This is a genomic window from Rhodococcoides kroppenstedtii, from assembly GCF_900111805.1.
In the GTDB taxonomy this organism is placed as follows: domain Bacteria; phylum Actinomycetota; class Actinomycetes; order Mycobacteriales; family Mycobacteriaceae; genus Rhodococcoides; species Rhodococcoides kroppenstedtii.
Window position 1 is genome coordinate 1 of record NZ_FOJN01000024.1, and the last position, 26,384, is coordinate 26,384.

General features: G+C 69.9%; 22 protein-coding genes. 5 read left to right on the forward strand and 17 right to left on the reverse strand.

Translation table 11 applies throughout. From position 1 onward, the window contains the following. Positions 1–184: 184 nt before the first annotated feature. The 7 genes from BMZ18_RS18840 to pafA form a co-directional block, all read right to left on the reverse strand. On the reverse strand, positions 185–916 hold the full coding sequence (locus BMZ18_RS18840; protein WP_068364900.1) for a DUF4333 domain-containing protein: 732 nt from the start codon (positions 914–916) through the stop codon (positions 185–187). A 94-nt stretch (positions 917–1,010) separates the two neighbouring features. Beyond that, a complete protein-coding gene (locus BMZ18_RS18845; protein ID WP_371828519.1) occupies positions 1,011–3,770 on the reverse strand; it encodes a DEAD/DEAH box helicase in 2,760 nt (919 codons plus the stop codon). A 27-nt stretch (positions 3,771–3,797) separates the two neighbouring features. Continuing rightward, positions 3,798–4,778 (reverse strand): twin-arginine translocase subunit TatC, encoded by a 981-nt coding sequence (gene tatC / locus BMZ18_RS18850; protein WP_068364883.1) that lies wholly within the window; start codon positions 4,776–4,778, stop codon positions 3,798–3,800. A gap of 77 nt (positions 4,779–4,855) precedes the next feature. After that, positions 4,856–5,143 carry a Sec-independent protein translocase subunit TatA gene (gene tatA, locus BMZ18_RS18855; protein ID WP_068101319.1) on the reverse strand — a complete coding sequence of 96 codons (288 nt, stop codon included), beginning with the start codon at positions 5,141–5,143 and terminating at the stop codon, positions 4,856–4,858. A 90-nt stretch (positions 5,144–5,233) separates the two neighbouring features. Continuing rightward, positions 5,234–6,211, reverse strand: coding sequence for a helix-turn-helix transcriptional regulator (locus BMZ18_RS18860; RefSeq protein ID WP_068364881.1), 978 nt, complete (start codon positions 6,209–6,211; stop codon positions 5,234–5,236). Continuing rightward, complete coding sequence (locus BMZ18_RS18865) at positions 6,208–7,236, reverse strand: helix-turn-helix transcriptional regulator (protein ID WP_068364878.1); 1,029 nt, start codon at positions 7,234–7,236, stop codon at positions 6,208–6,210. The genes BMZ18_RS18860 and BMZ18_RS18865 overlap by 4 nt, the downstream gene beginning before the upstream one ends. A gap of 65 nt (positions 7,237–7,301) precedes the next feature. Next, positions 7,302–8,660, reverse strand: a complete 1,359-nt coding sequence (pafA, locus tag BMZ18_RS18870) for a Pup--protein ligase (protein WP_201132967.1) — start codon at positions 8,658–8,660, stop codon at positions 7,302–7,304. 42 nt (positions 8,661–8,702) lie between these two features. On the opposite strand from pafA, the gene BMZ18_RS18875 reads away from it, so the two are divergent. Continuing rightward, complete coding sequence (locus BMZ18_RS18875; protein WP_068364875.1) at positions 8,703–10,175, forward strand: bifunctional phosphatase PAP2/diacylglycerol kinase family protein; 1,473 nt, start codon at positions 8,703–8,705, stop codon at positions 10,173–10,175. Here BMZ18_RS18875 and prcA read toward each other — a convergent pair. The 6 genes from prcA to BMZ18_RS18905 all read right to left on the reverse strand — a co-directional run bounded on the left by prcA (position 10,151) and on the right by BMZ18_RS18905 (position 16,428). Beyond that, positions 10,151–10,942, reverse strand: a complete 792-nt coding sequence (prcA, locus tag BMZ18_RS18880; protein ID WP_068364872.1) for a proteasome subunit alpha — start codon at positions 10,940–10,942, stop codon at positions 10,151–10,153. The genes BMZ18_RS18875 and prcA overlap by 25 nt on opposite strands. Continuing rightward, entirely contained in the window at positions 10,939–11,805 is an 867-nt protein-coding gene (prcB, locus tag BMZ18_RS18885) for a proteasome subunit beta (RefSeq protein ID WP_068101308.1), read from the reverse strand. Before prcB ends, prcA begins: the two co-directional genes overlap by 4 nt. Beyond that, the gene (locus tag BMZ18_RS18890) at positions 11,802–11,993 is read right to left on the reverse strand and encodes a ubiquitin-like protein Pup (protein WP_068101305.1); all 192 of its coding nucleotides are present in this window, start codon (positions 11,991–11,993) and stop codon (positions 11,802–11,804) included. Before BMZ18_RS18890 ends, prcB begins: the two co-directional genes overlap by 4 nt. Before the next feature lie 95 nt (positions 11,994–12,088). Next, a complete protein-coding gene (gene dop / locus BMZ18_RS18895) occupies positions 12,089–13,588 on the reverse strand; it encodes a depupylase/deamidase Dop (protein WP_068364869.1) in 1,500 nt (499 codons plus the stop codon). An 82-nt stretch (positions 13,589–13,670) separates the two neighbouring features. Continuing rightward, positions 13,671–15,452 carry a proteasome ATPase gene (arc, locus tag BMZ18_RS18900; protein WP_068101299.1) on the reverse strand — a complete coding sequence of 594 codons (1,782 nt, stop codon included), beginning with the start codon at positions 15,450–15,452 and terminating at the stop codon, positions 13,671–13,673. A gap of 94 nt (positions 15,453–15,546) precedes the next feature. After that, on the reverse strand, positions 15,547–16,428 hold the full coding sequence (locus tag BMZ18_RS18905; RefSeq protein ID WP_235606528.1) for a tRNA (adenine-N1)-methyltransferase: 882 nt from the start codon (positions 16,426–16,428) through the stop codon (positions 15,547–15,549). A 112-nt stretch (positions 16,429–16,540) separates the two neighbouring features. On the opposite strand from BMZ18_RS18905, the gene BMZ18_RS18910 reads away from it, so the two are divergent. Then, the gene (locus tag BMZ18_RS18910) at positions 16,541–17,368 is read left to right on the forward strand and encodes a RecB family exonuclease (RefSeq protein WP_371828520.1); all 828 of its coding nucleotides are present in this window, start codon (positions 16,541–16,543) and stop codon (positions 17,366–17,368) included. After that, positions 17,365–18,174 (forward strand): thioesterase family protein, encoded by an 810-nt coding sequence (locus BMZ18_RS18915; RefSeq protein ID WP_068364894.1) that lies wholly within the window; start codon positions 17,365–17,367, stop codon positions 18,172–18,174. The genes BMZ18_RS18910 and BMZ18_RS18915 overlap by 4 nt, the downstream gene beginning before the upstream one ends. Here BMZ18_RS18915 and hisG read toward each other — a convergent pair. The 4 genes from hisG to metH are packed head-to-tail and all read right to left on the reverse strand — an operon-like array spanning position 18,171 to position 23,648. Then, positions 18,171–19,022 carry an ATP phosphoribosyltransferase gene (gene hisG, locus BMZ18_RS18920; RefSeq protein WP_068101290.1) on the reverse strand — a complete coding sequence of 284 codons (852 nt, stop codon included), beginning with the start codon at positions 19,020–19,022 and terminating at the stop codon, positions 18,171–18,173. The genes BMZ18_RS18915 and hisG overlap by 4 nt on opposite strands. A 46-nt stretch (positions 19,023–19,068) precedes the next feature. Next, positions 19,069–19,350: a phosphoribosyl-ATP diphosphatase gene (locus BMZ18_RS18925; protein ID WP_170851514.1), complete on the reverse strand. Its 282-nt coding sequence runs from the start codon at positions 19,348–19,350 to the stop codon at positions 19,069–19,071. A 48-nt stretch (positions 19,351–19,398) separates the two neighbouring features. Next, positions 19,399–20,070: an HAD family hydrolase gene (locus BMZ18_RS18930; protein WP_068364866.1), complete on the reverse strand. Its 672-nt coding sequence runs from the start codon at positions 20,068–20,070 to the stop codon at positions 19,399–19,401. A gap of 8 nt (positions 20,071–20,078) precedes the next feature. Next, on the reverse strand, positions 20,079–23,648 hold the full coding sequence (metH, locus tag BMZ18_RS18935) for a methionine synthase (RefSeq protein ID WP_068364891.1): 3,570 nt from the start codon (positions 23,646–23,648) through the stop codon (positions 20,079–20,081). A gap of 64 nt (positions 23,649–23,712) precedes the next feature. Here metH and BMZ18_RS18940 point away from each other — a divergent pair, with 64 nt between their 5' ends. Beyond that, a complete protein-coding gene (locus tag BMZ18_RS18940; protein ID WP_068364863.1) occupies positions 23,713–24,627 on the forward strand; it encodes a PAC2 family protein in 915 nt (304 codons plus the stop codon). Positions 24,628–24,652: 25 nt separating this feature from the next. Continuing rightward, on the forward strand, positions 24,653–25,801 hold the full coding sequence (locus BMZ18_RS18945) for an MFS transporter (RefSeq protein ID WP_068364888.1): 1,149 nt from the start codon (positions 24,653–24,655) through the stop codon (positions 25,799–25,801). Positions 25,802–26,384: the final 583 nt, after the last annotated feature.

The window sequence follows — 26,384 nt, forward strand, 5'->3', positions numbered from 1 at the left end:
GTCTTCGGCGACCCGCCGACCCCGGGCAAGCCGCCCCCGAAACCCACCGAACGCCAACGACCAGCTCCACGCACCGAACAGAAACACGCCCGCCGACGACAGGAACGCAACCGCAACCGACTCCGCAGGGTCATCACACCGGACGACACCCCACCCCCGTTCTGACCGGGGCTGGGTCGTCCTCCTAGCGGGGCCGGCCCACTTCGTACGTTCCCTGGTCGTCCTTGACGGTCACGGTGACCGTGCGCGGCGCGCCGTCCGCGACGAGGGTGCACGTGAACTGCGTGCCCGTCTCTGCCTTCTGACCGGAGGGGCACGACACGTCGGACACGTCGATGGCGCCGTAGCTCTCCGTGACGATCTTCGCGACACCGTCCTGCACCGCGGCGTTGTCGAACGTGTTGCTGCGGAACAGGATCAACCCCGCCGCCACGACCACCACGATTAATGCCGCGATGATTCCGACGACGATGAACAGAACCTTCTTCGACGACGAGGACGACTGCTGCGGGTTCTGCCACCCCTGGCCGCCGTAGGGCTGCTGACCGTACTGCGGTTGCTGGCCGTGAGGCTGTTGGTCGTAGGCGGGGGCCTCCCCGTACGCCTGCTGCCCGTACTGGGGCTGTTGTCCGTACTGGGGTTGACCGTACTGGGGCTGCTGTCCGTACTGGGGTTGACCGTACTGGGGCTGCTGACCGTAGCCCGGCTGCCCGTACTGGGGTTGTCCGTACTGAGGCTGGCCGTACTGAGGCTGTCCGTACTGGGGCTGCTGGCCGTAAGCCGGTTGCTGCCCGTACCCCTGTTGGTACGGGCTCTGCCCGGGCGGCGGGTACTGGCCCTCGAACGACCGGGTGGACGGGTCCGACCCGCCGTCGCTCTGCTGCGACGGATCGTTCTTGTCGTACGGGCCGGTCATGGTCGCCTCCACTGCGTCGGTCGAGTCCGCGTGCGTCGCGCCCGCGCGGATCGTGCGATCACCGCGTCGGCTGCTCCGGTCGCACCGTACCCGGTCAGGCGGCGTCGACGGCGACGACGCCGCGTCGGATCGCCGAGATCGCCTTGCTCGCCGCGGACGAGACCTCGGTGTCGGGGGCTGCCGTGCGGATCTGGTCGAGGAGGTCGATCACCTGGCGACACCACCGGACGAAATCGCCGCCGGACAGGGCCCGGCCGTGCTGACCCGCGGCGAAGAGCACGTCCTCGAGGGACTCTTTCCGCGCCCACTTGTACACGGCGATCATGAAGCCGGTGTCGGGCTCCCGCGTGGGTGGCAGCTTGAGTCGGATCTCGTCGGCGCGCAGGTCGTGCCACGTGGCCAACGTCCGCGCCAGGGCATGACGGATGTTGCCCGTGGGGCCCTGCGCCATGCTCTCCCCCTCCTGCCGGGACTCGAAGACCACCGCGGACACCACCGATGCCAGCTCCGCCGGTCCGAGTCCGCGCCATACACCCTCGGCAAGACACTCGGCCACCAGCAGATCCGATTCCGAGTAGAGCCGGGTGAGCTTGGAACCGCGCTCGGTGACGCGCACTTCTCCGTCGACGTGCTCGACGTATCCCCGTTCGGACAGCAGCGCGAGGATGCGGTCGAACGTCCGCGCCAACGAGTTCGTGGTCGCGGCGACCTTCTGCCGCATGGCGTCGGTCTCGCGCTCCACGCGGCTGTACTTCTCGGCCAACCGGGCCAGGTGCTCGCGGTCGGGCCAGGTGTGACACGGGTGGGACCGCACGGCCCGCCGCAGGGTCGACAGTTCTCGGTCGTCCGCGGCGGACGATCTCACGCGGCGGCCCCGTCCCGGCGGTGTGATGCCGGTGCTGCGGAGCGCCGACGCCAGATCGCGCCGGGTGCGGGCCGTCCGGTGATCGACGTGGCGCGGCAGTCGCATCGAGCCGAGAGCCGAGACGGGCGTCGGGAAGTCCGCCGAGGAGACCCGCCCAGCCCACTTGTCCTCGGTCAGCACCAGGGGCCGCGGGTCCACGGAGTTCGCATCGGTCTCGAGCACCACGGCGAGTCCGGATCGTCGGCCCGACGGGATGGAGATGACGTCGCCGCGTCGCAGGCTCACGAGCGAGGTGACGGCGTCGTTGCGACGGTCCGTGCGGCCCTGGCGTTCCAACTCGCGTTCGCGTTCCTTCAGCCGCGCACGCAGTTCGGTGTACTCCACGTACGGCGAATCGGCGCCGCCGAGCTTGGTCAGCAGTTCGTTGCGGGTGGCGGCGCCACGTTCGATGCCGCGGACCAGCCCCACCACCGACGCGTCGGCCTGATACTGCGCGAAGGACCGCTCGAGCAGCGCCCGCGAGGCGTCGACACCCATCCGCTCGACCAGGTTGATCGCCATGTTGTACGACGGCCGGAAGGAGCTGCGCAGCGGGAACGTGCGCGTGGTCGCCAGGCCGGCCACCTCGGTCGGTTCGACGCCGGACTGCCACAGCACGACGGCGTGCCCTTCGACGTCGATGCCGCGTCGACCGGCACGGCCGGTCAACTGGGTGTACTCCCCCGGCGACAGGTTGGCGTGCGTCTCACCGTTGAACTTGACCAGACGTTCCAGGACCACGGTCCGGGCGGGCATGTTGATGCCCAGGGCCAGCGTCTCGGTGGCGAACACCGCCCGCACCAGGCCGCGGACGAACAGCTCCTCGACGGTGTGGCGGAACACCGGCAACATCCCGGCGTGGTGTGCGGCGAGCCCTCGCTCGAGCGCGTCGCGCCATTCCCAGAACCCCAGCACCTCGAGGTCGCCGCGCGGGATCTCGGCGGTGTGACGCTCGATCACCTCACCGATCTGCACCGCCTGTTCGTCGGTGGTCAGACGCAACCCCGACCGCAGGCACTGATCGACCGCGCTGTCGCAGCCGGCGCGGCTGAAGACGAACGTGATCGCCGGCAGCAGGCCTTCCTCGTCGAGGAGCTTGATCACCTCCGGCCGCGGGATGGGTCGACTCTCGGGCCGCCCCGGCCGGCCGCCACCTCCGCGTCCGGAGCGCCCACGCCCGCGCGGCGCTTCCCAGGCACCCATCCGCTCGGCGTTGACCTTCTCCTTGACGTAGCGGACGAGCGTTTTGTCGATCACCGGCCCGGAGGCGCCCGCGTTCGCGTCGACGTCGAAGAGGTCGAACAGGCGCCGACCCACCAGAATGTGCTGCCACAGCGGGACCGGGCGCGTCTCGTCCACCACGACGGCCGTGTTGCCGCGCACGGTCTCCATCCAGGCGCCGAACTCCTCCGCGTTGCTCACGGTCGCGGAGAGACTGATCAGCCGGACGTCCTCGGGCAGGTGCAGGATGACCTCCTCCCACACGGCGCCGCGGAACCGGTCGGCGAGGTAGTGCACCTCGTCCATCACCACGTGCGAGAGTCCGCGCAGCGCAGGCGATTCCGCGTACAGCATGTTGCGAAGGACCTCGGTGGTCATCACGACGATCGGCGCGTCGGAGTTGATGCTCTGGTCACCGGTGAGCAGCCCGACGTGGCCGCGTCCGTAGCGAGCGGTCAACTCGGCGAACTTCTGATTGCTCAGCGCCTTGATGGGCGTCGTGTAGAAGCACTTGGCGCCCGACGACAGGGCGAGGTGGACGGCGAATTCGCCGACGACGGTCTTGCCCGCCCCCGTGGGAGCGCAGACGAGAACTCCGTGCCCGTCCTCGAGGGCGCGGCACGCCCGCCATTGGAACGGATCGAGGGGAAACGGCAGCAGCGACGTGAACTCCGTCAGCCGGGGCCCGTCCAGGTCTGCCACGATGACGCGGTCGCTCTCGGTGGACACGAAATCCACAGTAACCGTCGACCAGCGTCAGACCGTGTCGGAGTAGTCCGCCCGCTCGTCGAGTCGGACCGACGTCGGCCGCGACACCGGCGTCGGGGCGCTCTCGACGGGCGTCGGTGCGCCGACGGGGGTGGCCCGTGTCTCGAGGGGCGACGCCTCGTCGTCGGACAGGTCGCCCCACTGTTCGGTGTCTCGGCGGGCTCGCCGCCGGTCGTTGAGGCGCGCCACCTGGATGGCGATCTCGACGAGGATGCACAACGCGAGCGCGAGCGCGGTCATGGAGAAGGGATCGCCGCCGGGGGTGACCACGGCCGCGAAGGCGAACATCGCGAAGATGAGGCCGCGTCGCCAACTGCGGAGTTTCTCGTAGCGCAGGACGCCGACGGCGTTGAGGGCGACGATGAGCAGCGGGATCTCGAAGCTGACGCCGAAGATGACGAGCAGGTTGATGACGAACCCGAAGTACTCGGCACCGCTCAGCGCGGTGATCTGCACGTTGTCACCGATGGTGAGCAGGAAGTGCAGGGCCTTGGCCACGACGACGTACGCGAGGACGGCGCCGGCGACGAACAGCGCGGCCGCGGCGGTGACGAACGCGACGGCGTAGCGACGCTCGTGCTTGTACAGCCCCGGCGTGATGAACGCCCAGATCTGGTACAGCCACACCGGGCAGGCGAGCACGACGCCCGCGGTGATGGCGACCTTGAAGCGGAGCATGAACTGCTCGAACGGCCCCGTCGCGAGCAGGCGACACGCGTCGTCCGCACTGAGCTCGGCGCGGCTCTCCGGGGGCAACGAGCAGTACGGGCCGCGCAGCAGGTCGCCGAGGGACTCGATGCCTAACAGGGAGTGGGAGTACCAGAAGAAGCCGATCACCGTCGTGAGCAGCACGGCGAACATCGACCAGAGCAACCGCGTCCGCAGCTCGTACAGATGCTCGACCAGCGACATGGTGCCGTCGGGATTGACGCGGCGACGTCTCTGCCGCGGGTCGAACGGTATGCGCACGGATCAAGTCTTCCGGATCGACTCATCGCTGCCGTGACCGCGGAACGGTCACGGCAGCGGACGAGGAGAACGAACGGTCAGGCGGAACGCGGGTGCTCGTCGCGCACGTCGGACGACGGTGCGACGGGGCTGGGGTCGACCTGCGCGGCGGAGGGCGGCAACTGTGCCGGCGGCTGCTGCGCGGGAGCCTGCGGAGCCGGTGCATCGCCCTTCTTGCCGTCGTTCTGCATCTCCTGGACCTCGCTCTTGAAGATGCGCATCGAGCGACCCAGACCACGCGCCGCCTCGGGCAGCTTCTTGGATCCGAAGAGCAGAACGACCACGATGATCAGAACGATCCAGTGCCAGGGCTGTAGGGCACCCATGTTGAAACCTCCCAGTATCGGTGGAGCCGATGCTACCGGACCGAGGTGTGCGTCAGCGGCCGTGAATCGGCCCGGAACCGCAGGATTCGCTCAGTGTTCATCGGCTGCCTCTCGCGCCTGTCGATACGCCGCGAGCGCCGCGCGCGACCGTTCGGTGACGGCCTCGACCAGCTCGTCCGGTCCGAGCACGGTCACGCCCGAACCCAGGCCGATCGCCAACCGGGACATCCAGTCCAACGTGGCGAACCGCATGGTGACCTCGACCGACCCGTCGGCATGATCGAGCACGCGCACCATCGGGTAGTAGTCGAGGATCCAGATGTGGTCGGGCCGGACGAGCAGGCGCGCGACCGGCAGCGACGGGTCGTCGTGGAACAGGTCCAACGCCTCGTCGCCCCCCACGGCCTTCTCGGGCGGGGTCGACGGCTCGGCTCGTTCGGTGGCGGCGTCGATGCGGTCGAGCCGGAACAGTCGCACACCCTCGGCGGAGCGGCACCACGCCTGCAGATAGCTGTGCTCGTCCACCAGGACGATCCGTACCGGGTCGACGGTCCGCATGGACACCACGTCCCGTGACGCGGAGTAGTACGTCAGATCGAGAGCACGTCCCCGGGCCAATGCCCCGCGCACGGTGGCGACGGCGGGACTCTCCTCCGGCGCGTCGTCGTCGGCGGGTCCCGACGTCGGTGCGGCGACTCCGGCCGCCTGTTCGATCTTGGCGATGGCGCGGTGGGCGGCCGTCGGGTCCACCATGCCGGGCATCTCCACCAGCGACCGCAGGGCGATGAGCAGCGCCGTCGCCTCGGTCGACGTCAGCCGCAACGGACGGTCGATACCGGCGGAGAAGGTCACCTGGATGCTCTCCTCGGAGAAGGAGAGGTCGATGAGATCGCCGGGGCCGTAGCCCGGCAGGCCGCACATCCACAGCTGATTCAGGTCCTCCATCAGCTGCTTGGTGGTGACCCCCAGCTCCGCGGCCGCGTCGGCCGCGCTGATCCCGGGGTTGGCGATGAAGTACGGCACCAGGTTGAGCAGGCGCGCCAGGCGCGACGACAGGCGAACGCTCACGGGGACACCACTGCTCCGTCGCGGTCCGCGACGTCGTTCGTTCCGTCGCGGTCCGCGACCCCGGTGAGGATGCGGACCACCTGGTCGCGGAGCTCCTCCGGCTCCAGCACGATCGCGTCGGCCCCGTGGCCCGCGATCACTCGGGCCACCCACTCCCAGGACCGCACCGACAGGTCGACGACCTCGCCCGCGCGACCGGCGACGGTGCGGGTCTCGGTTACCGATCCCAACCGCCGCACCTCCTCGGCGCGCCCGTCGGCCACCCAGACCCGCGCCGTCCCGGCGACGCCCCCGGTGCCGCGGAGGCGGGCGACCAGCGCGGCCGGGTCGACGTCGTCCGGCTTGCGCACCGACCCCGCGCGGCCGAACGCGACGACGTCGTCACCGATCCGCGACAGTCGAAAGGTGCGGACGTCGCGACGATCGACGTCGTGACCGACGAGGTACCACCGTCCGGACTGCGTGACGACGGCCCACGGCTCGACCGTGCGCGTGACGGCCTCCGCCGTGGGCGAGGCGCGGTGCGGGAAGCGGACGGACTTGCCCGCGTCGATGGCGGCGAGCAACTTGCCGAGCGCGGGTTCCGATCCTCGACTGCGGGCCGGAATGGCGGTCACGGCCGCGGGCGAGTGCTCGGTGTCCACCTGGACCCCGGCGGCGCGGAGCTTCAGCATCGCGCTCTGCGCGGCGGAGGTGAGCTCGGGGGATTCCCACAGCTGCACCGCCACGGCCACGGCGGCGGCCTCGTCCTGCGCCAGGTCGATGTCGGGAAGCTCGTAGCGATCGCGGTTGATGCGGTAGCCCTCGGTGGTGGAGAACCGGGACAGCTGGCCGGTCTCCAACGGCACTCCGAGATCGCGGAGTTCGTTCTTGTCGCGCTCGAACATGCGCCCGAACGCCTCGTCGCTGACCGACTCCTCGTAGCCGGCGACGGACGCACGGATGCGCTCCGCGGTGAGGAACTGCCGGGTGGAGAGCAGGCAGATCACCAGGTTCATGAGTCGTTCGACTTTGGACACCGCCACCGACCCAGACTAGTGGGTCGGCTCCCCCGTGCCCGGCGGCGCAACGCCGACCCGGGGACGAACGCTCACATGGAGGCGATGAGCCGTTCGACCCGCTCGTCGACGGACCGGAACGGATCCTTGCACAGCACGGTGCGCTGAGCCTGGTCGTTCAGCTTCAGGTGCACCCAGTCGACGGTGAAGTCGCGCCCGGCGTTCTGGGCGGCGGCGATGAACTCTCCGCGCAGTTTGGCGCGCGTGGTCTGCGGCGGCGTGTCCACGGCCTCGTCGATCGCGGCGTCCTCGGTGATCCGCGTGACCAGGCCTTTGCGTTGCAGGACGTCGAAGACGCCCCGGCCGCGTTTGATGTCGTGGTATGCGAGGTCGAGCTGCGCGATCTTCGGATCCGACAGGTCCATCGAGTACCGATCCTGGTAGCGCTCGAACAGCTTGCGCTTGATGACCCAGTCGATCTCGGTGTCGACCTTGGCGAAGTCCTGGGCCTCGACCGCGTCGAGGGTGCGGCCCCACAGGTCCACGACCTGTTCCATCCGCACGTCGGGCGTGCGGTTGCGCAGGTGCTCGACGGCCCGCGCGTGGTACTCGCGCTGCACCTCGAGCGCACTCGCCTGCCGTCCGCCCGCCAGGCGCACCGGACGTCGACCGGTCGGATCGTGCGAGACCTCGCGGATGGCGCGGATGGGGTTGTCCAGCGCGAAGTCTCGGAAGGACACGCCCGCCTCGATCATCTCGAGGACCAGCGCGGCGCTGCCGACCTTGAGCATGGTGGTGGGCTCGGCCATGTTCGAGTCGCCGACGATCACGTGCAGCCGGCGGTACTTCTCGGCGTCGGCGTGCGGTTCGTCGCGCGTGTTGATGATGGGCCGGGACCGCGTGGTGGCCGAGGAGACGCCTTCCCAGATGTGCTCCGCGCGCTGGGACAGGCAGAACGCAGCCGCCTTCGGGGTCTGCAGAACCTTCCCGGCGCCGCAGATCAGCTGGCGCGTGACGAGGAACGGCAGCAGAACGTCCGAGATGCGGGAGAACTCCCCCGCGCGGACGACGAGGTAGTTCTCGTGGCAGCCGTACGAGTTGCCCGCCGAGTCGGTGTTGTTCTTGAACAGGTAGATGTCGCCGCCGATGCCCTCGTCGGACAACCTCTGCTCGGCGTCGATCAGCAAATCCTCGAGGACCCGCTCCCCGGCCCGATCGTGCGCGACGAGCTGCTCGAGCGAATCGCACTCGGCCGTGGCGTACTCGGGGTGCGACCCGACGTCGAGGTAGAGCCGCGCACCGTTGCGGAGGAACACGTTGGAACTGCGCCCCCACGACACCACGCGCCGGAAGAGATAGCGCGCCACCTCGTCCGGGCTGAGTCGGCGATGTCCGTGGAACGTGCACGTGACACCGAACTCCGTCTCGATCCCCATGATTCGTCGCTCCACGACTCGACAGTACAACCACCGGCGGACCGTAGGGTGGCAGCGATGAGCGCACGATCGCTTCGCAACCGGACCCGAGCCGTCGATCTCGCGCTGGTCCGGTCGAGCTACGCGACCCGGCCCGGACCGGCCGATCCCGTCCTGCGCGGCCTCACCTCCCTGGCGAACCACAGCGTGCTGTGGGTGCTCGTGGCCGGAGCGCTCGGCGCCACGGGCGGTGCCCGGCGTCGCGGGGCGGTCCGTGGACTGCTCGCCGTCGCCGGAGCCAGTTCCGTGGCCAACGGCGTTCTCAAGCCCTTGCTCCCCCGCGACCGACCCCCGGCTCTCGAGGTGCCGGCCCTGCGTCGGCTCGGCGTCCGCCCCGTCTCGTCGTCGTTCCCGTCGGGTCACGCGGCGTCCGCGGCGGCGTTCGCGACGGGGGTCGCCCTCGAGTCCCCCGTCGCCGGGGTGCTCGTCGCGCCCCTCGCCCTCGCGGTCGCGTACTCGCGTGTCCACGTGGGGGTCCACTGGCCCTCCGACGTCGTGGTCGGCGCGGGCGTCGGAGCCGGCGTCGCACTGGCGACCCGGCGGTGGTGGGCGGTGCGCTCGGCCACCCCCGCGCAGGTGGGCGGGCGCGGCTCGGCCCCTGCTCTGCATCGAGGCCGGGGGCTGGTCGTCCTGGTCAATCCTGCTGCGGGAAAATACAATTCGGAGGTGGTCGCCGCGGTGGCCGAGGCGCTCCCGGACGTACGGTTCGTCCAGCCGGACGAGGGCGAGAACTTCTCGGCACGATTGCAGGCCGAGGTCGACGGGTCCGTCCACGCACTCGGCGTGTGCGGCGGCGACGGCACGGTGGCCGCGGCGGTCGCCGCCGCGGTCCGGACCGAGCTGCCGCTCGCCGTCTTCCCCGGCGGCACGCTCAACCACTTCGCGCGTGACATCGGTCTGACGCGGGTGTCCACCACCGCGGCCGCCGTCGAACAGGGGCATGCGGCGCGGGTGGATCTCGGCAGCGTGACCATCGACGGCGGGGAGCCGACGCTGTTCGTCAACACCGCGAGCATCGGCGGCTACCCGGACACGGTGCGGCTGCGCGATCGATGGACGGACCGCGTGGGAAAGTGGCCCGCCGCGGCGGCCGCGATGGTGGCCGTCCTCGCCGTCGCGCGGCCGTTGCACGCCGTCGTCGGCGGGCGCGTCGATCCGGTCTGGATGTTGTTCGTGGGCAACGGAAGCTACGCCCCGGCCGATCAGGTGCCGATGTCGCGGCCGTCGATCGCGGGCGGCGTCCTCGACGTGCGCTACTTGCGGGCGCGGATTCGGTTCTCGCGGACCCGCCTCGCGCTGGCCGCCCTGACCGGCAGCCTCGGCTCGTCACCGACCTATCGACAGGAGCGGGTGACGACGCTGTCGGTCCGGCACGACGGTCCACCCGTCGCGGTGGCCGTCGACGGCGAGATCGCGGGCGAGGGCCGGGCTTTCGATTTCGAAGCCCGACCCTCGCTCCTCACGGTCTACGGACCGGGCGGCGTCGGCTGATCGGACCCCGTCCCGGCGGGCGGGTCGACGGACCCGGTACCCGACGACGGCAGCAGCTCCTCGAGCGCCGCTCCCCCGATGCGGCGAAACGCCCGCCGCGGCCGATGGCGTTCCAGCACGGCCACTTCCAGACTGGCCACCTCGAGCACCCGGCGTTCCGCCGGCTCGCCGCCTCCGTTGGTCGGAGCCGACGTCCCGTCCTGCAGCGCGGTGATCGCGATACCGACCGCCGACGCCAGGTCGAGATCGCCGCGGTACGCCTCCCGCAGCGCCGCCGTGATGGGCTCGGTGGTCCCGCCCATCACCACGAAGTCACGCTCGTCGACGATGGACCCGTCGTAGGTGATCCGATAGAGCTGCGGCACACCGGTTTCGCCCGGCCGCGGCACTTCCGCCACGCAGATCTCCACCTCGTAGGGCTTGAGTTGCTCGGTGAAGATGGTGCCCAGGGTCTGGGCGTACGCCTTGGCCAGCGAGCGGCCGGTGACGTCCGCGCGGTCGTAGGTGTAGCCCTTGGTGTCGGCGTGCACGATGCCCGCGCGGCGCAGGTTCTCGAACTCGTTGTACTTCCCCACGGCGGCGAAGCCGAGCCGGTCGTACAGCTCGCTGACCTTGTGCAGCGCCGACGATCGGTTCTCGGCGACGAAGAGCACCCCGTCGGCGTACGTCAGGACGACGACACTGCGCCCGCGGGCGATTCCCTTGCGCGCCAACTCCGAGCGATCGCGCATGATCTGCTCGGCGGACGCGTAGTACGGCATGGTCATCGGCGCTGTCCCCCTTCCGTGCGGTCCTGCACGATCGCCCGGGCCAGGGCCTCGGTGCGCGTCGACTCGACGAACGCTGCTCCGCTCGCACCGATGGTCACGGCCGTGGGCAGGATGCCGCGCACCAGATCGGGCCCGCCCGTGGCGGAATCGTCGTCCGCGGCGTCGTAGAGCGCCTCGACCGCCACCCTCAGTGCGTCGTCCTCGGTGAGCCCGTCGCGGTAGAGCTTCTTCATGGCCGACTTCGCGAACAGCGAGCCCGACCCCACCGCGTGGTATCCGGACCGTTCCTCGTACCGGCCGCCGACCACGTCGTAGGAGACGATGCGCCCGGCACGCCGGGCGTCCGCGGCGTCGAGGTCGTACCCCACGAGCAGCGGAACCACGGCCAGGCCCTGCATGGCCGCACCGAGATTGGCCCGCACCATCGACGACAGCTTGTTCGCCTTGCCGTTGAAGGTGAGGGGAACGCCCTCGATCTTCTCGTAGTGCTCGAGCTCGACGGCGAACAGCCGGACCAACTCGATGGCCAGGCCGGCGGTGCCCGCGATACCGGCCGCCGAGTACTCGTCGGTGACGTAGACCTTCTCCACGTCGCGGCTCGCGATCAGATTGCCCTGCGTCGCCCGACGGTCACCGGCGAGGATCACGCCGCCGTCGTAGGTGACGGCGACGATCGTGGTGCCGTGCGGCGCGATGTCGCTCATGGCGGCCTCCTGCGCGAGCTCCGTCGTGGGATCCGAGCGGAATCGGTTCTCCGGCAACAGGTGCGGCGCGTACGCCCGCAGGTGATCGGTGAAGGACGAGAACGGGGAACCGTAGGCGAGGGTGTCGCCAGTGTTGCGGCGCTCGGGTTCCGTCACTGGCCACCCTTCTGAACGTAGGCCCGCACGAAGTCCTCGGCGTTCTCCTCGAGCACGTCGTCGATCTCGTCGAGCAGATCGTCGGTCTCCTCGGCGAGCTTCTCCCGGCGCTCCTGGCCCGATGCGCCCTCGGCGCCGCCTTCGTCGTCGTCGCCACCACCGGAGCGTGTGGTCTGCTCTTGTGCCATTGCGGGCCTCCTCGTCGTACCACCGGTTCGTCGCGTGGATCTTCGAGCCTACCGAGCGCGTCGCGGGCGGGGGTGGCAACGCGCGGTCGGACGGATCAGCCGGTGAGTTGATCGACCAGTTCGGCGGCCGAATCCACCGAGTCGAGCAACGCGCCCACGTGGGCCTTGCTCCCCCGCAGCGGCTCGAGCGTGGGGATGCGCACCAGGGACTCCCCGCCGAGATCGAAGATGACGGAGTCCCAGCTGGCGGCGGCGATGTCGGAGCCGAAGCGCCGCAGGCATTCCCCGCGGAAGTAGGCCCGCGTGTCCGACGGCGGCGTGGAGACCGCGTCCATGACCTGCTGCTCGGTGACCAGGCGCTCCATCGACCCGCGGGCGACGAGACGGTTGTAGAGGCCCTTGTCGAGGCGGACGTCGGAGTACTGCAGGTCCACCAGATGCAGGCGCGGCGCCGACCACCCCAGGTTCTCCCGCGTCCGGAATCCCTCGAGGAGGCGCAGTTTCGCGGGCCAGTCGAGCAGGGTCGCGCATTCCATCGGGTCACGCTCGAGCTTGTCGAGGATCATCGCCCACTTCTCGACGACGTCGTCCGCCCGCGGATCCCGCTCGCCGCGGCTGTCCAGATGTCGCGAGACCCGTTCGAGGTAGATGCGTTGGAGCGCCAACGCCGTCAGCTCGCGGCCATCGGCCAGCGCGACCGTGGTGCGGAGCGTCGGATCGTGACTGATGCGGTGGACGGCCGTCACCGGCCGGGCGAGCTGCAGATCCGTCAGGTCGACCCCCGCCTCGATGACGTCGAGGACCAGCGCGGTCGTCCCCACCTTGAGATAGGTGGCCATTTCGGCGAGGTTCGCGTCGCCGATGATGACGTGCAGGCGGCGGTATTTGTCGGCGTCGGCGTGCGGCTCGTCGCGGGTGTTGATGATGCCGCGCTTGAGCGTCGTCTCGAGCCCGACCTCGACCTCGATGTAGTCGGCGCGCTGCGAGAGTTGGAAGCCCGGCTCGTCACCCGACTGCCCCAGCCCGACGCGTCCCGAGCCCGTGAAGACCTGCCGCGAGGCGAAGAACGGCGACAGTCCCGCCACGATGGCCGAGAAGGGCGTCTCGCGGGACATGAGGTAGTTCTCGTGGGTGCCGTAGGAGGCGCCCTTGCCGTCGACGTTGTTCTTGTACAGCTGCAATCGGGGTGCTCCGGGCACCGACGAGGCGTGTCGGGCGGCCGCCTCCATGACGCGCTCGCCCGCCTTGTCCCAGATCACCGCGTCGAGCGGGTCGCGGACCTCCGGGGCGGAGTACTCCGGATGCGCGTGGTCCACGTAGAGCCGGGCTCCGTTGGTGAGGATCATGTTGGCCGCGCCGACCTCGTCGGCGTCGATCACCGGCGCCGGCCCGCTGAAGCGACCGAGGTCGAATCCGCGGGCGTCCCGCAGCGGTGACTCCACCTCGTAGTCCCACCGGGTGCGCTTGGCTCGGGGCACCCCGGCCGCCGCCGCGTACGCCAGGACGGCCTGAGTGGACGTGAGAATCGGGTTGGCCGTCGGCTCGGTGGGTGACGAGATGCCGTACTCGACCTCGACACCGATGATGCGCTCCATGATTCGAGCCTAGGCCAGGAGAGACGACGAGCCCCCGCGAGCGGGTGCTCGCGGGGGCTCGGGCGGCCGGTCCGGCGTCGGACTACAGGTACTGGCCGGTGTTCGACTCGGTGTCGATGGATCGACTGGTGCTCGCGTTCTTGCCGGTGACGAGGGTGCGGATGTAGACGATGCGCTCCCCCTTCTTGCCGGAGATGCGCGCCCAGTCGTCCGGGTTGGTGGTGTTGGGCAGGTCCTCGTTCTCCGCGAACTCGTCGACGATGGAGTCGAAGAGATGTTGGACACTCAGGCCCTTGGTCCCGGTGTCGAGCACCGACTTGATGGCGTACTTCTTCGCCCGGTCGACGATGTTCTGGATCATCGCGCCCGAGTTGAAGTCCTTGAAATACAGGACCTCCTTGTCGCCGTTGGCGTACGTGACCTCGAGGAACCGGTTGTCGTCGCTCTCGGCGTACATCCGCTCCACGACCCGCTCGATCATTGCGCGGATGCAGGCGGCGCGATCACCGCCGAACTCGGCCAGATCGTCGGCCGCGACGGGCAGCGACTCGTCGAGGTACTTCGAGAAGATGTCCAGCGCCGACTCGGCGTCGGGACGCTCGATCTTGATCTTCACGTCCAGGCGGCCGGGCCGCAGGATGGCCGGGTCGATCATGTCCTCGCGGTTCGAGGCGCCGATGACGATGACGTTCTCGAGGCCCTCGACGCCGTCGATCTCGGCCAGCAACTGCGGTACCACGGTGGTCTCGACATCGGACGACACGCCCGACCCGCGGGTGCGGAAGATGGAGTCCATCTCGTCGAAGAACACGATCACCGGGGTGCCCTCGGACGCCTTCTCGCGAGCCCGCTGGAAGATGAGCCGGATGTGCCGCTCGGTCTCGCCGACGAACTTGTTCAGCAGCTCCGGGCCCTTGATGTTGAGGAAGAACGACTTGGCCTCGCGCGCGTCCTCGCCCTTGGCCTCCGCGATCTTCTTGGCCAGGGAGTTGGCGACGGCCTTGGCGATCAAGGTCTTTCCGCACCCGGGCGGGCCGTAGAGCAGCACACCCTTAGGCGGACGCAGCGCGTACTCGCGGAACAGATCCTTGTGCAGGAACGGCAGCTCCACCGCGTCCCGGATCTGCTCGATCTGCCGACCGAGGCCGCCGATGTCCTCGTAGCCGACGTCCGGCACCTCCTCGAGCACCAGGTCCTCGACCTCGGCCTTGGGGATGCGCTCGAACGCGTAGCCGGCCTTGGTGTCGACCAGCAGGGAATCGCCGGGACGCAGCCGCCGCGACGGTCCGTCCGGATCCTCCGGCGACTCGTCGTCGTTCATCTCCTGCAGCGGCGTGGCCAACCAGACGACGCGCTCCTCGTCGGCATGGCCGACCACCAGCGCGCGGCGGCCGTCGTCGAGCACCTCCCGCAGCGCCGAGATCTCGCCGACGCGCTCGAACTCGCACGCCTCGACGATGGTCAGGGCCTCGTTCAGCCGCACCGTCTGGCCGGGACGCAGGGCGTCGACGTCGATGTTGGGCGAGCAGGACAGGCGCATCTTGCGGCCCGAGGTGAAGACGTCGACGTTGCCGTCGTCGAAGACGTGGACCAGGACGCCGTACCCGCTGGGCGGGGCGCCGAGTCGATCGACCTCCTCGCGCAGCGCGATGAGCTGCTGGCGCGCCTCCTTCAGGGTCTCGAGCAGCTTGCCGTTGCGCGTGGTCAGCGTGTCGATCTTGTTCTCGAGGTCCCGCACCTCGGCGGACGGCAGTGTTCCCCCACGGGTCGACGCGAGTTGACGACGAAGGGCAGCGGCTTCCGCGCGCAGCGACTCGAGTTCCGCCGCCAGTGCGGCCTGGTCCGAGTGATCAGTAGGGCTCATGCAGGACTCCTCCCGAAACGTATCGATCAACGCTACCGCCAGATACGGGAACGTGCGGGACGTCGAGGTCAGCGGCCGGGAGTCGCGGCGGCCGTCAGGCGGGCGTGTTCCCCGTCTTGCCCGCCCGCCGCTGCGGCTTGGGGGTGACCGTGCCCTCGGCGAGACGGCGGGCGGAGACGAGGAACGCGGTGTGGCCCTGCATGCGGTGCTCGGGCCGGACGGAGAGTTCGACGACGTGCCACCCGCGCACCATGGACTCCCACGATCGCGGTTCGGTCCAGCACTCCTGCGCCCGCAACGCCTCGACCACCTTCGACAGCTGAGTGGTGGTGGCCACGTACACGATGAGCACGCCCCCGGGGACGATCGCCTGCGACACCGCCGGCAGGGCGTCCCACGGCGCGAGCATGTCGAGCACCACGCGGTCGACGAGACCGCCGTGCCGCGCGACGTCGAACGCGGCGACGTCGTCGATCACCAGATCCCAGTTCGCCGGGCGCGTTCCGAAGAACGTCTCGACGTTGCGGACGGCGTGCTCGGCGTGGTCGTCGCGCACCTCGTAGGAGACGACCCGTCCGGACTCCCCCACCGCGCGCAGCAACGAGCACGTGAGGGCGCCGGACCCGGCGCCGGCCTCCAGGACACGGGCGCCGGGGAAGACGTCGCCCTCGTGCACGATCTGCGCGGCGTCCTTGGGGTAGATGACCTGCGCGCCGCGGGGCATGGAGAGCACGTAGTCCACGAGCAGCGGACGCAGGGCGAGGTACGGCGTGCCGTTGGTGGACGTGACCACCGAGCCCTCGTCGGCGCCGAGCAGATCCTGATGACGGATGCCGCCGCGGTGGGTGTGGAACTCCTTGCCCTCCTCGAGCACCACCGTGTAGTGCCGACCCTTCGCGTCGGTGAGCTGGACCCGGTCGCCCACCCGGAAGGGTCCGCTCCGGCTCGGTGCGGACTCGGTGCCGGTGGGCTCCACGGTGGGGGGTTCCTCTCGAACGGGGATCACGGGACGCGCGACGCGCCTCGAGAACTGTAGGGCAGGTGCCCGCGGTTGTCGGTGGTCGGGCTTAGTGTCGTGAGCCGTGAGCATCTCCACCGAACCGCGGGTACGGCGTCGTCCGGCGCTGTCGCCCTCCCGCGCAGCCGATTACAAGCAGTGCCCGCTGCTCTACCGGTTCCGCGCCATCGACCGCATCCCGGCGCCCCCGTCCAAGGCGCAGCTGCGCGGCACCCTCGTCCACCGCGTGCTCGAGAACCTCTTCGGACTGCCGGCGGCGGATCGCGTGACCGAACGCGCGGTCGCGCTGATCGACCAGTCGTGGGACGAGGTGAAGGCCGAGCGCGAGTTCGCCGGTGACGTGGTGGCCGAGCACGAGGTGGAGAAGTTCCTGGCGGAGGCGCAGGCGCTGGTCGCCGGGTACTACGCGCTGGAGGATCCCACCCGCTTCGAGCCGGAGTCCTGCGAGCAGTCGGTCGAGACCGAACTGGCCGACGGCGTGGTGCTGCGTGGCATCGTCGACCGCATCGACGTCGCCCCCAGCGGCGCCGTACGGGTGGTCGACTACAAGACGGGCCGCGCTCCGCGCGAGCTCGCCGAGCCCAAGTCGCTGTTCCAGATGAAGTTCTATGCGCTGGTGCTGCTGCGCACCCGCGGCGTGGTGCCCGCGCAGCTCAAGCTGATCTTCCTCGCGGACGGTCAGGAACTCACCTACACACCGGACGCCGACGAGCTCGTCCGGTTCGAGCGGACGCTGACGGCCATCTGGGCCGCCATCCGCACCGCCGGCGAGACCGGGGACTTCAGGCCCCGCAAGAGCCGGTTGTGTTCGTGGTGCGATTACCAGGCGCTGTGCCCGTCCTTCGGCGGCACACCGCCCGAGTATCCCGGGTGGCCCGGGGCGGAGGCGGTGTCGTGACCGCCCTCTTCGTGCCGATCGCGGCGCGGCGCGAGGGCTACGCGAGCGTCCGCGCGACGGCCTTCACCACCAGCGTGTGGGCGGAGACGATGCAGCACGGCGCTCCCCCGTCCGCGCTGCTCGCCCGCGCGCTCGAGCAGTGCGCGCCGCAGGAGGGCAGTCGCCTCGCTCGGGTCACCATGGAGATCCTCGGGCCGATTCCGGTCGGCGAGCTGGACGTGCGTGCCCGGGTGGAACGGCCCGGGCGCCGCGTGTCGATGCTGTCGGCGGAGCTGGTCGCGGACGGTCCGGACGGCACCGCGCGTGCGGTCGCTCGGGCGACCGGATGGCGCATCGCCACCTCCGACACGGCCGACGTCGCGCACGATGTCGACGCGCCGCTGCGTCCGGGCCCGCACGAGAGCGAGTCCCGGTGGGTCTTCCCCGAGCACTGGCACGGCGGGTTCCTCGACAGTCTCGACTTCCGCGGTGGCGAACCCGCCACCGACGACGGGCCCGGATCGGTCTGGGCCCGGCCGAAACACCCTGTGGTGCTGGGCGAGTCGACCTCACCGATCGTGCGACTGTTCGCCGTCGCCGACATCGCCAACGGCGTCGCCGCACGCGTCGATCCCACCCGCCACACGTTCCTCAACACCGACCTCACCGTGGAGGTCGTGCGCGTGCCGCGCGGTGAGTGGGTCGGGGTGCAGGCGAGCACCGCGCTGAGCGACGACGGCGTCGGGCTGTGCTCGGCCGTCCTGCACGACGAGCACGGCCCCGTGGGCCGGTCCTTCCAGACGCTCGAGGTGCGTGCGCGGACCTAGAACGCCCGGCAGGACCGGATGTCGGACGCCAGAATCGCTTTCGCACCCAGATCCGCGAGGCGATCCATCACCGCGTTGTGGCCCTTGCGCGGCACCATCGCGCGGATGGCCACCCACGCCTCGTCGGCCAGCGGCGACAGGGTGGGCGACTCGAGTCCGGGGGTGATCTCGACCGCCTGGTCGAGCAGCGTGCGGGGGCAGTCGTAATCCAGCATCAGGTACTGCTGGGCGAACACCACCCCCTGCACGCGGGCGATCAACTGGTTACGGGCGCGGTCGTCGCCGTCGGACCCCTCGCGCTCGATGAGCACACCCTCGGAGTCGCACAGCGATTCGCCGAAGGCCACCAGATCGTGTTGACGCAGTGTGCGTCCGGAGCCGACGACGTCGGCGATGGCGTCGGCCACACCGAGCTGGATCGAGATCTCGACGGCGCCGTCGAGCCGGATGACGGTGGCCTCGAGGCCGCGTCGGGCGAGATCGGCGCGCACCAGGTTGGGGTAGGAGGTGGCGATGCGGAGCCCCGCGAGATCCTCCGGGGACCAGTCCCGGCCCGCGGGCGCGGCGTACCGGAACGTACTGGACCCGAAGCCCAGGGCGAGGCGCTCCGCCACGGGTGCACCGGAATCGAGCGCGAGGTCGCGCCCGGTGATGCCGAGGTCCAACTCCCCCGACCCGACGTAGATGGCGATGTCCTTCGGACGGAGGAAGAAGAACTCGACGTTGTTGGCGGGGTCGAGCACGGTGAGATCCCGAGAATCGGAGCGGCGACGGTAGCCCGCCTCCGTCAGGATCTCGGCGGCGAGTTCGGACAGGGCGCCCTTGTTGGGAACGGCGACACGCAACATGGTTCGACTTTCGGCTTGCAGTGGGAGGGAGGGTCGACGGCGGGCGTCACAGATGTCGGTAGACGTCCTCGAGCGAGATGTTCCTGCCCACCATGAGCACCTGCACCCAGTAGAGAAGCTGCGAGATCTCCTCGGCCAGGGCCTCGTCGGACTCGTGCTCCGCGGCGATCCAGACCTCGCCGGCCTCCTCGAGAACCTTCTTCCCCTGCGCATGCACGCCGGCGTCCAACGCAGCCACCGTGCCCGACCCCTCGGGGCGGGTCGCGGCACGATCGGTGAGCTCGGCGAACAGGGAATCGAAGTTCTTCACGGGGCTAGATTGTTCCACGCCGCGGCGACGCGATCTGCAGCGGTCACGCGGGTCGCCGCGTGACTGTCACGCGGGTCGCCGCGAAGCGACGTCGCGGAGCTCGTCCACGGTGACGCCGACGAGGCCGTTGCGGAACGTACGCCCGGGTCCCGCGGGCACCGGCACCTCGGTGCCGACGACCAGAACCGCGCACCCGGCGGTGCTCGCGGCCTGCGTCCCCGTGGGCGAATCCTCGACCGCGACACAGGACGTCGTGTCGACCCCGAGCAGGCGGGCCGCCCGCAGGTACGGGTCGGGCGCCGGCTTGGCGGAGGCGACCTCGTCGCCGCACACCGTGGCGTCGAACCGGTGGCGACCGAGCGTCTCGAGCGCGACCTCGGTGAGGGCCCGTTCGGTGTTGGTGACCAGCGCGCAGCCCAGGCCGGCGGCCTTCACCGCATCCAGGGTCTCCGCGGCCCCGGGCAGCCACGGCAGGCCCTCGGCGAACAGCACCCGGACGCGCCCGTTCAGCCACTCCGCGGCCTCGGCGAGGTTCTCCGGCGTCGCCTCGCGGCCCACGTGAGCGAACACCTTGGCCAGCGCACCCTGCATGGAGTTGCCCAGCGTCGACTCCCGGACCTCGTGCGTCAGCTCGCGGCCCAGCCGAGCGGAGAGTTCGTAGACGGCGACGTCCCAGAGCCGTTCCGAGTCGAGCAACGTGCCGTCCATGTCGAACAGGACGGCCTGGAGTTCAGACATCGAAGTTCTCACACATTGAAGTACTTGGCCTCCGGGTGGTGGAGCACGAACGCATCGGTCGACTGCTCGGGATGCAGCTGCAGCTCCTCCGAGAGGTCGACGCCGATGCGCTGGGGCTCGAGCAGCGAGACCAGCTTGATGCGGTCCTCGAGGTCGGGGCAGGCGCCGTAGCCGAAGGAGTAGCGCGCGCCGCGGTACTCGAGCTTGAAGTACCCCTCCACCTCGTCGGGATCCTGGTCGACCAGTGACCGACCGCCGGGGAGCACGAGTTCCTCCCGCACGCGGCGGTGCCAGTACTCCGCCAGCGCCTCCGTGAGCTGGACGCCGATGCCGTGGACCTCGAGGTAGTCGCGGTAGGCGTCGGCGGCGAAGAGCTCGTTGGCGAAGTCGGCGATGGGCTGGCCCATGGTCACCAGGTTCATCGGCAGGACGTCGACCACCCCGGTCTCGCGGGCGAGGTCGCGAGAGCGGACGAAGTCGGCGATGCACAGGAACCGGCCACGGTCCTGACGGGGGAAGGTGAACCGGAACCGTTCCGGCGCATCGGGTTCCGGGGCCTCGAGCACCACCACGTCGTTGCCCTCGGAGACCGCCGGGAAGTACCCGTAGACCAGCGCGGCATGGGCCAGGATGCCATCGGTGCTGAGTCGGTCCAGCCAGTACCGCAGGCGTGGCCGGCCCTCCGTCTCCACCAGATCCTCGTACGTCGGGCCGTCCCCGGCGCGGGCACCGCGCAGACCCCACTGGCCGAGGAACAGTGCCCGCTCGTCGAGCAGCCCCGAGTACTCGGCCAGGGCGATGCCCTTCACGATGCGGCTGCCCCAGAACGGCGGGGCCGGCAGCTCCTTCTCCACCGCGACGTCGGACCGCGCCGGGATCTCCACCGGAACCTCGGCTGCCTTGCGCTTCTCGGCGATCCGCCGTGAGCGCTCGTGGCGTTCCTTGCGCTCGGCCACCTTGGCGGCGGCGGCGAGCGCCTCGGGACTGTCCGGGGCGGGAGCCGCACCCCGCTTGGTGCTCATGATGCTGTCCATGAGCCGCAGACCCTCGAACGCGTCGCGGGCGTAGGAGACCTCGCCCTCGTACACCTCGGCGAGGTCGTTCTCCACGTAGCTGCGGGTGAGCGCCGCGCCGCCGAGCAACACGGGGAACTGTTCCGCGACCCCCTTGGCGTTCAGTTCGAGAAGGTTCTCCTTCATCACCACGGTGGACTTGACCAGCAGTCCGGACATGCCGATGACGTCGGCCCGCTTGTCCACCGCCGCGTCGAGGATGGCCTGGATGGGCTGCTTGATGCCGAGGTTGACCACCTCGTAGCCGTTGTTGCTGAGGATGATGTCGACGAGGTTCTTGCCGATGTCGTGCACGTCGCCCTTGACGGTGGCCAGCACGATGCGACCCTTGCCGTCCTCGTCGCTCGCCTCCATGTGCGGTTCCAGGTGCGCGACAGCGGCTTTCATCACCTCGGCCGACTGCAACACGAACGGCAACTGCATCTGACCCGAGCCGAAGAGCTCGCCGACCGTCTTCATGCCGGACAGCAGGGTCTCGTTGATGATGGCGAGCGGCGGCGTGGTCTGCATCGCCTCGTCGAGGTCGTCGTCCAGGCCGGCGCGTTCGCCGTCGACGATGCGCCGTTCGAGCCGGTCGAACAGCGGCAACCCGGCGAGCTCCTGCGCCCGCGACTCGCGCGCCGACGCCGCGGAGACTCCCTCGAACAGGGACATGAGGGCCTGCAGCGGGTCGTACCCGTCGCGGCGGCGGTCGTAGACCAGGTCGAGCGCCACCTGGCGCTGCTCCTCGGGGATCCGAGCCATCGGCAGGATCTTCGACGCGTGCACGATGGCGGTGTCGAGTCCGGCTTCCGTGCACTCGTGCAGGAACACCGAGTTGAGCACCTGGCGCGCCGCGGGGTTCAGGCCGAACGAGATGTTGGAGATGCCCAGCGTGAAGTGCACCTCCGGGTGCCGCTCGTGCAGGATCCGGATGGCCTCGATGGTCTCGATGCCGTCGCGCCGCACCTCCTCCTGACCGGTGGAGATGGGGAAGGTCAGCGCATCGATGATGATGTCCGACTTCGGTACACCCCAGTTCCCGGTGATGTCGGCGATGAGACGCTCGGCGATGCGTACCTTCCACTCCGCGGTCCGCGCCTGACCCTCCTCGTCGATGGTCAGGGCGACCACGGCCGCGCCGTGGCGGGTCACCAGCTGCATGATGCGCTCGAACCGCGAGCCCGGCCCGTCGCCGTCCTCGTAGTTGACCGAGTTCACCGCGCAGCGGCCGCCGAGGTGCTCGAGACCGGCCTCGAGCACGGCAGGCTCGGTGGAGTCCAACATGATCGGCAGCGTCGACGACGTCGCGAACCGCGATGCCAGTGCCGCCATGTCGGCCGCACCGTCACGTCCGACGTAGTCGACGTTGAGATCGAGCATGTGGGCGCCGTCGCGAGTCTGATCCTTCGCGATGTCCACGCACTTCTGGTAGTCCTCGGCGATCATCGCCTCGCGGAACGCCTTGGAGCCGTTGGTGTTGGTCCGCTCACCGATCATGAGCACCGACGAGTCCTGGTCGAACGGCACCGCCGCGTAGAGCGAGGACACCCCGTTTTCCGGCGCCGGGGTGCGCTGCGCCCGCGGCGCGTCGTGGACCGCGTCGGCGACCTGGCGGATGTGCTCGGGGGTGGTTCCGCAGCAGCCACCCACCAGCGCGAGCCCGTAGTCGGTGACGAACCCGCGGAGGGCCTCGGCCAACTCGTCGGGCGCAAGGGGGTACTCCGCGCCGTTCGGCCCGAGCTGCGGCAGGCCGGCGTTCGGCATGACGGACACCGGCACCGTGGCGTGCTTGCTCAGGTGACGCAGATGCTCGCTCATCTCCGCCGGACCGGTGGCGCAGTTCAGTCCGATCATGTCGACCCCGAGCGGCTCGATGGCCGTCAGGGCCGCCCCGATCTCGCTGCCGAGCAGCATGGTGCCGGTGGTCTCGACCGTGACGTGCGTGATGATCGGGATCCGCACGCCCAACTGCTCCATGGCGGCCTGCGAGCCCAGGATCGCGGCCTTGACCTGGAGCAGGTCCTGGCAGGTCTCGATCAGCACGGCGTCGGCACCGCCGTCGATCATGCCGAGCGCGGCCTCGGTGTAGGCATCGCGCAGCGAGCGGAACGGGGCGTGCCCGAGCGTCGGAAGCTTGGTTCCCGGACCGAGCGAGCCGAGCACGAACCGGCCCATCCCGTCCCGGCCCGGTCCCATCTCGTCGGCGACCTCGCGGGCGAGGGCCGTGCCCTTGTACGCGAGTTCCCGAATCCGATCCGCGATGTCGTAGTCGGCCAGATTCGGGAGGTTGCAGCCGAAGGTGTTGGTCTCCACCGCGTCCGCACCGGCCTCGAAGTACGCGCGATGGATGGAACGCAGCACGTCGGGGCGGGTGTCGTTGAGGATCTCGTTGCACCCCTCGAGCCCACGGAAGTCGTCCAACGTGAGATCCGCCGCCTGCAGCATCGTGCCCATGGCGCCGTCGCCGATGACAACGCGCTGGTTCAGCGCATCGAGCAGGCGTGACCGGAATTCGACAGGCATGGTCCAAGCGTAGAGGGCGACCACGACACATCGGCGCGGGAGAGGGGGGTCGTAGGCTGGGTGGGTGAGCGAGCCATTCGAGCCCCCGGGCGAACGCGAGACGGACGACGGCGACGATCGGGCCGTGCCGACGCTGCGTGACCCCGTTCTGGTCGCGGCCTTCGAGGGATGGAACGACGCGGGGGACGCGGCCAGCGGGGCCGTCGAGCACCTGGAACTGATCTGGGACGCGACGCCGCTTGCCGAGCTCGACTCCGAGGACTATTACGACTACCAGGTAAACCGGCCCACCGTCCGGCAGGTCGACGGCGTCACCCGCGAGATGGACTGGCCCTCGACCCGGTTGTCGCTGTGCTCGCCTCCCGGCAGCGACCGCGACGTGGTCCTGCTCCGTGGGATCGAGCCCAACATGCGGTGGCGCAGCTTCTGCGACGACCTGCTGGACTTCGTCGAAGAACTGGGTGTGCGGACCGTCGTCATCCTCGGCGCGCTGCTGGCCGACACGCCGCACACCCGGCCCGTTCCGGTCACCGGCACGGCGTACAGCACCGAGGCCGCCGAGCAGTTCAACCTGGAACAGACGCGCTACGAGGGCCCGACGGGCATCACCGGGGTCCTGCAGGACCAGTGCGTCCGCGCCGGGGTGCCCGCCGTGTCGTTGTGGGCGGCCGTGCCGCACTACGTCTCGCAGCCGCCGAACCCCAAGGCGACGGTGGCGTTGCTGCAGCGCGTCGAGGACGTGCTCGACATCGAGGTCCCCCTGGGCGAGCTGCCCACGCAGGCGGAGGACTGGGAACAGCAGGTCACCGAGATGACCGAGGACGACGAGGAGATCGCGGAGTACGTCCGGTCGCTCGAGGAGCGCGGCGACGCCGAGGTCGACATGAACGAGGCCGTCGCCAAGGTGGACGGCGACGCGCTGGCGGCCGAGTTCGAGCGCTACCTGCGACGACGCGGACCGGGCCGGTTCGGCGCGTGAGCCCCGCTCGTCCCCCGCGCCGGTGGTGAGCGGGGACCGTCGGGCGTCGCTTCGGGTCGCCGCGCTCTATGCCGGCGGGTTCCTCGGGCCGTTCGGCGGCGGCGTCGTCGCGTCGATGCTGCCCGAAATCGGCCGCGACCTCGGGGTCACGCCGGGCACCGCGTCGTCGTCGCTCACCGCGTACCTGCTGCCGTTCGCGGCCGTCATGCTCGTCTCGGGCACGCTCGGCGCCCGGTGGGGACGCGTACGGACGGTGCGCTGGGCGTACGCCCTCTACGCGGTGTCCTCGCTGGCCTGCGCTCTCGCGCCCACGCTCGGCCTGCTGCTCGGCGCCCGCGCGATTCAGGGCGTCGCCAACTCGTTCACCACTCCCCTGCTGCTGGCGGCGCTGGCCGCGGTCACTCCGCGGGAGCGACTCGGGCGCGTCCTCGGCACGTTCGGTGCCTGCCAGGCGGCCGGTCAGACCAGCGCACCGCTGGTGGGCGGGCTGTCCGCCGAGCTCGACTGGCGGCTGGCCTTCGTGATCCTCGCGGTGGTGTCGGTCGCGCTCGGCGCCGCCGGACTTCCCGGCGACGTCGACGCCGACGACGCCTCCGAGCAGGGGGCGCCGGCGGGACGGCTGCGCGATGCGCTGACCCTGCCGGTCCTGCGCGTGGCGACGATCGCCTTCCTCGGGTGGGGTGCCCTCGGCGGCCTGAGCTTCCTCGTCGCCTTCCGCGGCGAGGACACCTTCGGACTCACCGCCGCGCAGCGCGGACTGCTGCTCACCGTCTTCGGTGTCGCCGGCATCCTCACGGCGCGGCGCGCGGGCGGGCTGATCGATCGGTGGGGCGCGCGCCGGACCATCGTCCTCGCCGCACCGCTGGGCGCGGCGGCGGTGCTCGTCGCCGGCACCGTCGACCTCCTGCTCGTGGTGGCGCTCGTCTGGGCGGCCGCGGGCGTCGCGTCCCAGATGATCCTGGTCGGAGTCAACACCGCCGTCCTCGGATCGTCGGGCGCCAACCGCGGCGGCGCGGTGTCCGTCGTGCAGTCCTTCCGGTTCTTCGGGGCGGCCGCGGCGCCGCTGGCGCTGACTCCGCTCTACGCGGTGCACCCGCACGTGGCGTTCGTCGTCCCGGCGTTGCTGTTGGCCGTCGCCGCTCCCCTGCTCGTGCTGCGCGGGACCGCCCGGTGACCGCCCCCATTGAAGAGTGACCCATCAAGGAGACGAGCATCGCAACGCGCGAAGCGGGCACGGTCAAGACCTCTGGTTGTTAACCTCTAGGCAATTTGAGCCTGAGCAACCCCACGAAGGAGTCTGAATGATAACTCGGCAGCCCCTTCTTGAGATTGCTCGCGAGATGCCCCTGATGTCCAGGGTGGACTTCGAGACCGGCAGGATCGATCGCAGTTTGGAACAAGCCTCAGGAGCGCCTTCCTCGTACGTGTGGCCCGATGTGCTGATGGACGAGTCGGGGCCGAGGAGTTCGGCATTGCTCATCTCAGCGCCCGGCGCAATGGGCAAATCCATGGCCGCCTCAGCCCTCGCCGCAGAAACCCAGTGTCTACACGCGGACCTTTCGAAAATCCGGGTGGGTGAGAGCAGCCTGACTGGCATGATCTTCAAGAGCCTAACCATCTCAGATGGCGCAAACTTCATGGCTGGGCTAAAAAGTGGCACGTCTAGGGCGTGTCTCCCATAGTTAAGCGGTAACCCGCGAGACCGTGGCCGTATGGGACAGACGAAGTCACGATTTCGCCAGTTCACCGACGAGCAG

Excerpts from the sequence above, each read along its gene's own strand:
- BMZ18_RS18840 (WP_068364900.1), bottom strand. The coding sequence starts at position 916 with ATGACCGGCCCGTACGACAAGAACGATCCGTCGCAGCAGAGCGACGGC.
- tatA (WP_068101319.1), bottom strand. The coding sequence starts at position 5,143 with ATGGGTGCCCTACAGCCCTGGCACTGGATCGTTCTGATCATCGTGGTC.
- BMZ18_RS18875 (WP_068364875.1), top strand. The coding sequence starts at position 8,703 with ATGAGCGCACGATCGCTTCGCAACCGGACCCGAGCCGTCGATCTCGCG.
- prcA (WP_068364872.1), bottom strand. The coding sequence starts at position 10,942 with ATGACCATGCCGTACTACGCGTCCGCCGAGCAGATCATGCGCGATCGC.
- BMZ18_RS18890 (WP_068101305.1), bottom strand. The coding sequence starts at position 11,993 with ATGGCACAAGAGCAGACCACACGCTCCGGTGGTGGCGACGACGACGAA.
- dop (WP_068364869.1), bottom strand. The coding sequence starts at position 13,588 with ATGGAGCGCATCATCGGTGTCGAGGTCGAGTACGGCATCTCGTCACCC.
- arc (WP_068101299.1), bottom strand. The coding sequence starts at position 15,452 with ATGAGCCCTACTGATCACTCGGACCAGGCCGCACTGGCGGCGGAACTC.
- hisG (WP_068101290.1), bottom strand. The coding sequence starts at position 19,022 with ATGTTGCGTGTCGCCGTTCCCAACAAGGGCGCCCTGTCCGAACTCGCC.
- BMZ18_RS18930 (WP_068364866.1), bottom strand. The coding sequence starts at position 20,070 with ATGTCTGAACTCCAGGCCGTCCTGTTCGACATGGACGGCACGTTGCTC.
- metH (WP_068364891.1), bottom strand. The coding sequence starts at position 23,648 with ATGCCTGTCGAATTCCGGTCACGCCTGCTCGATGCGCTGAACCAGCGC.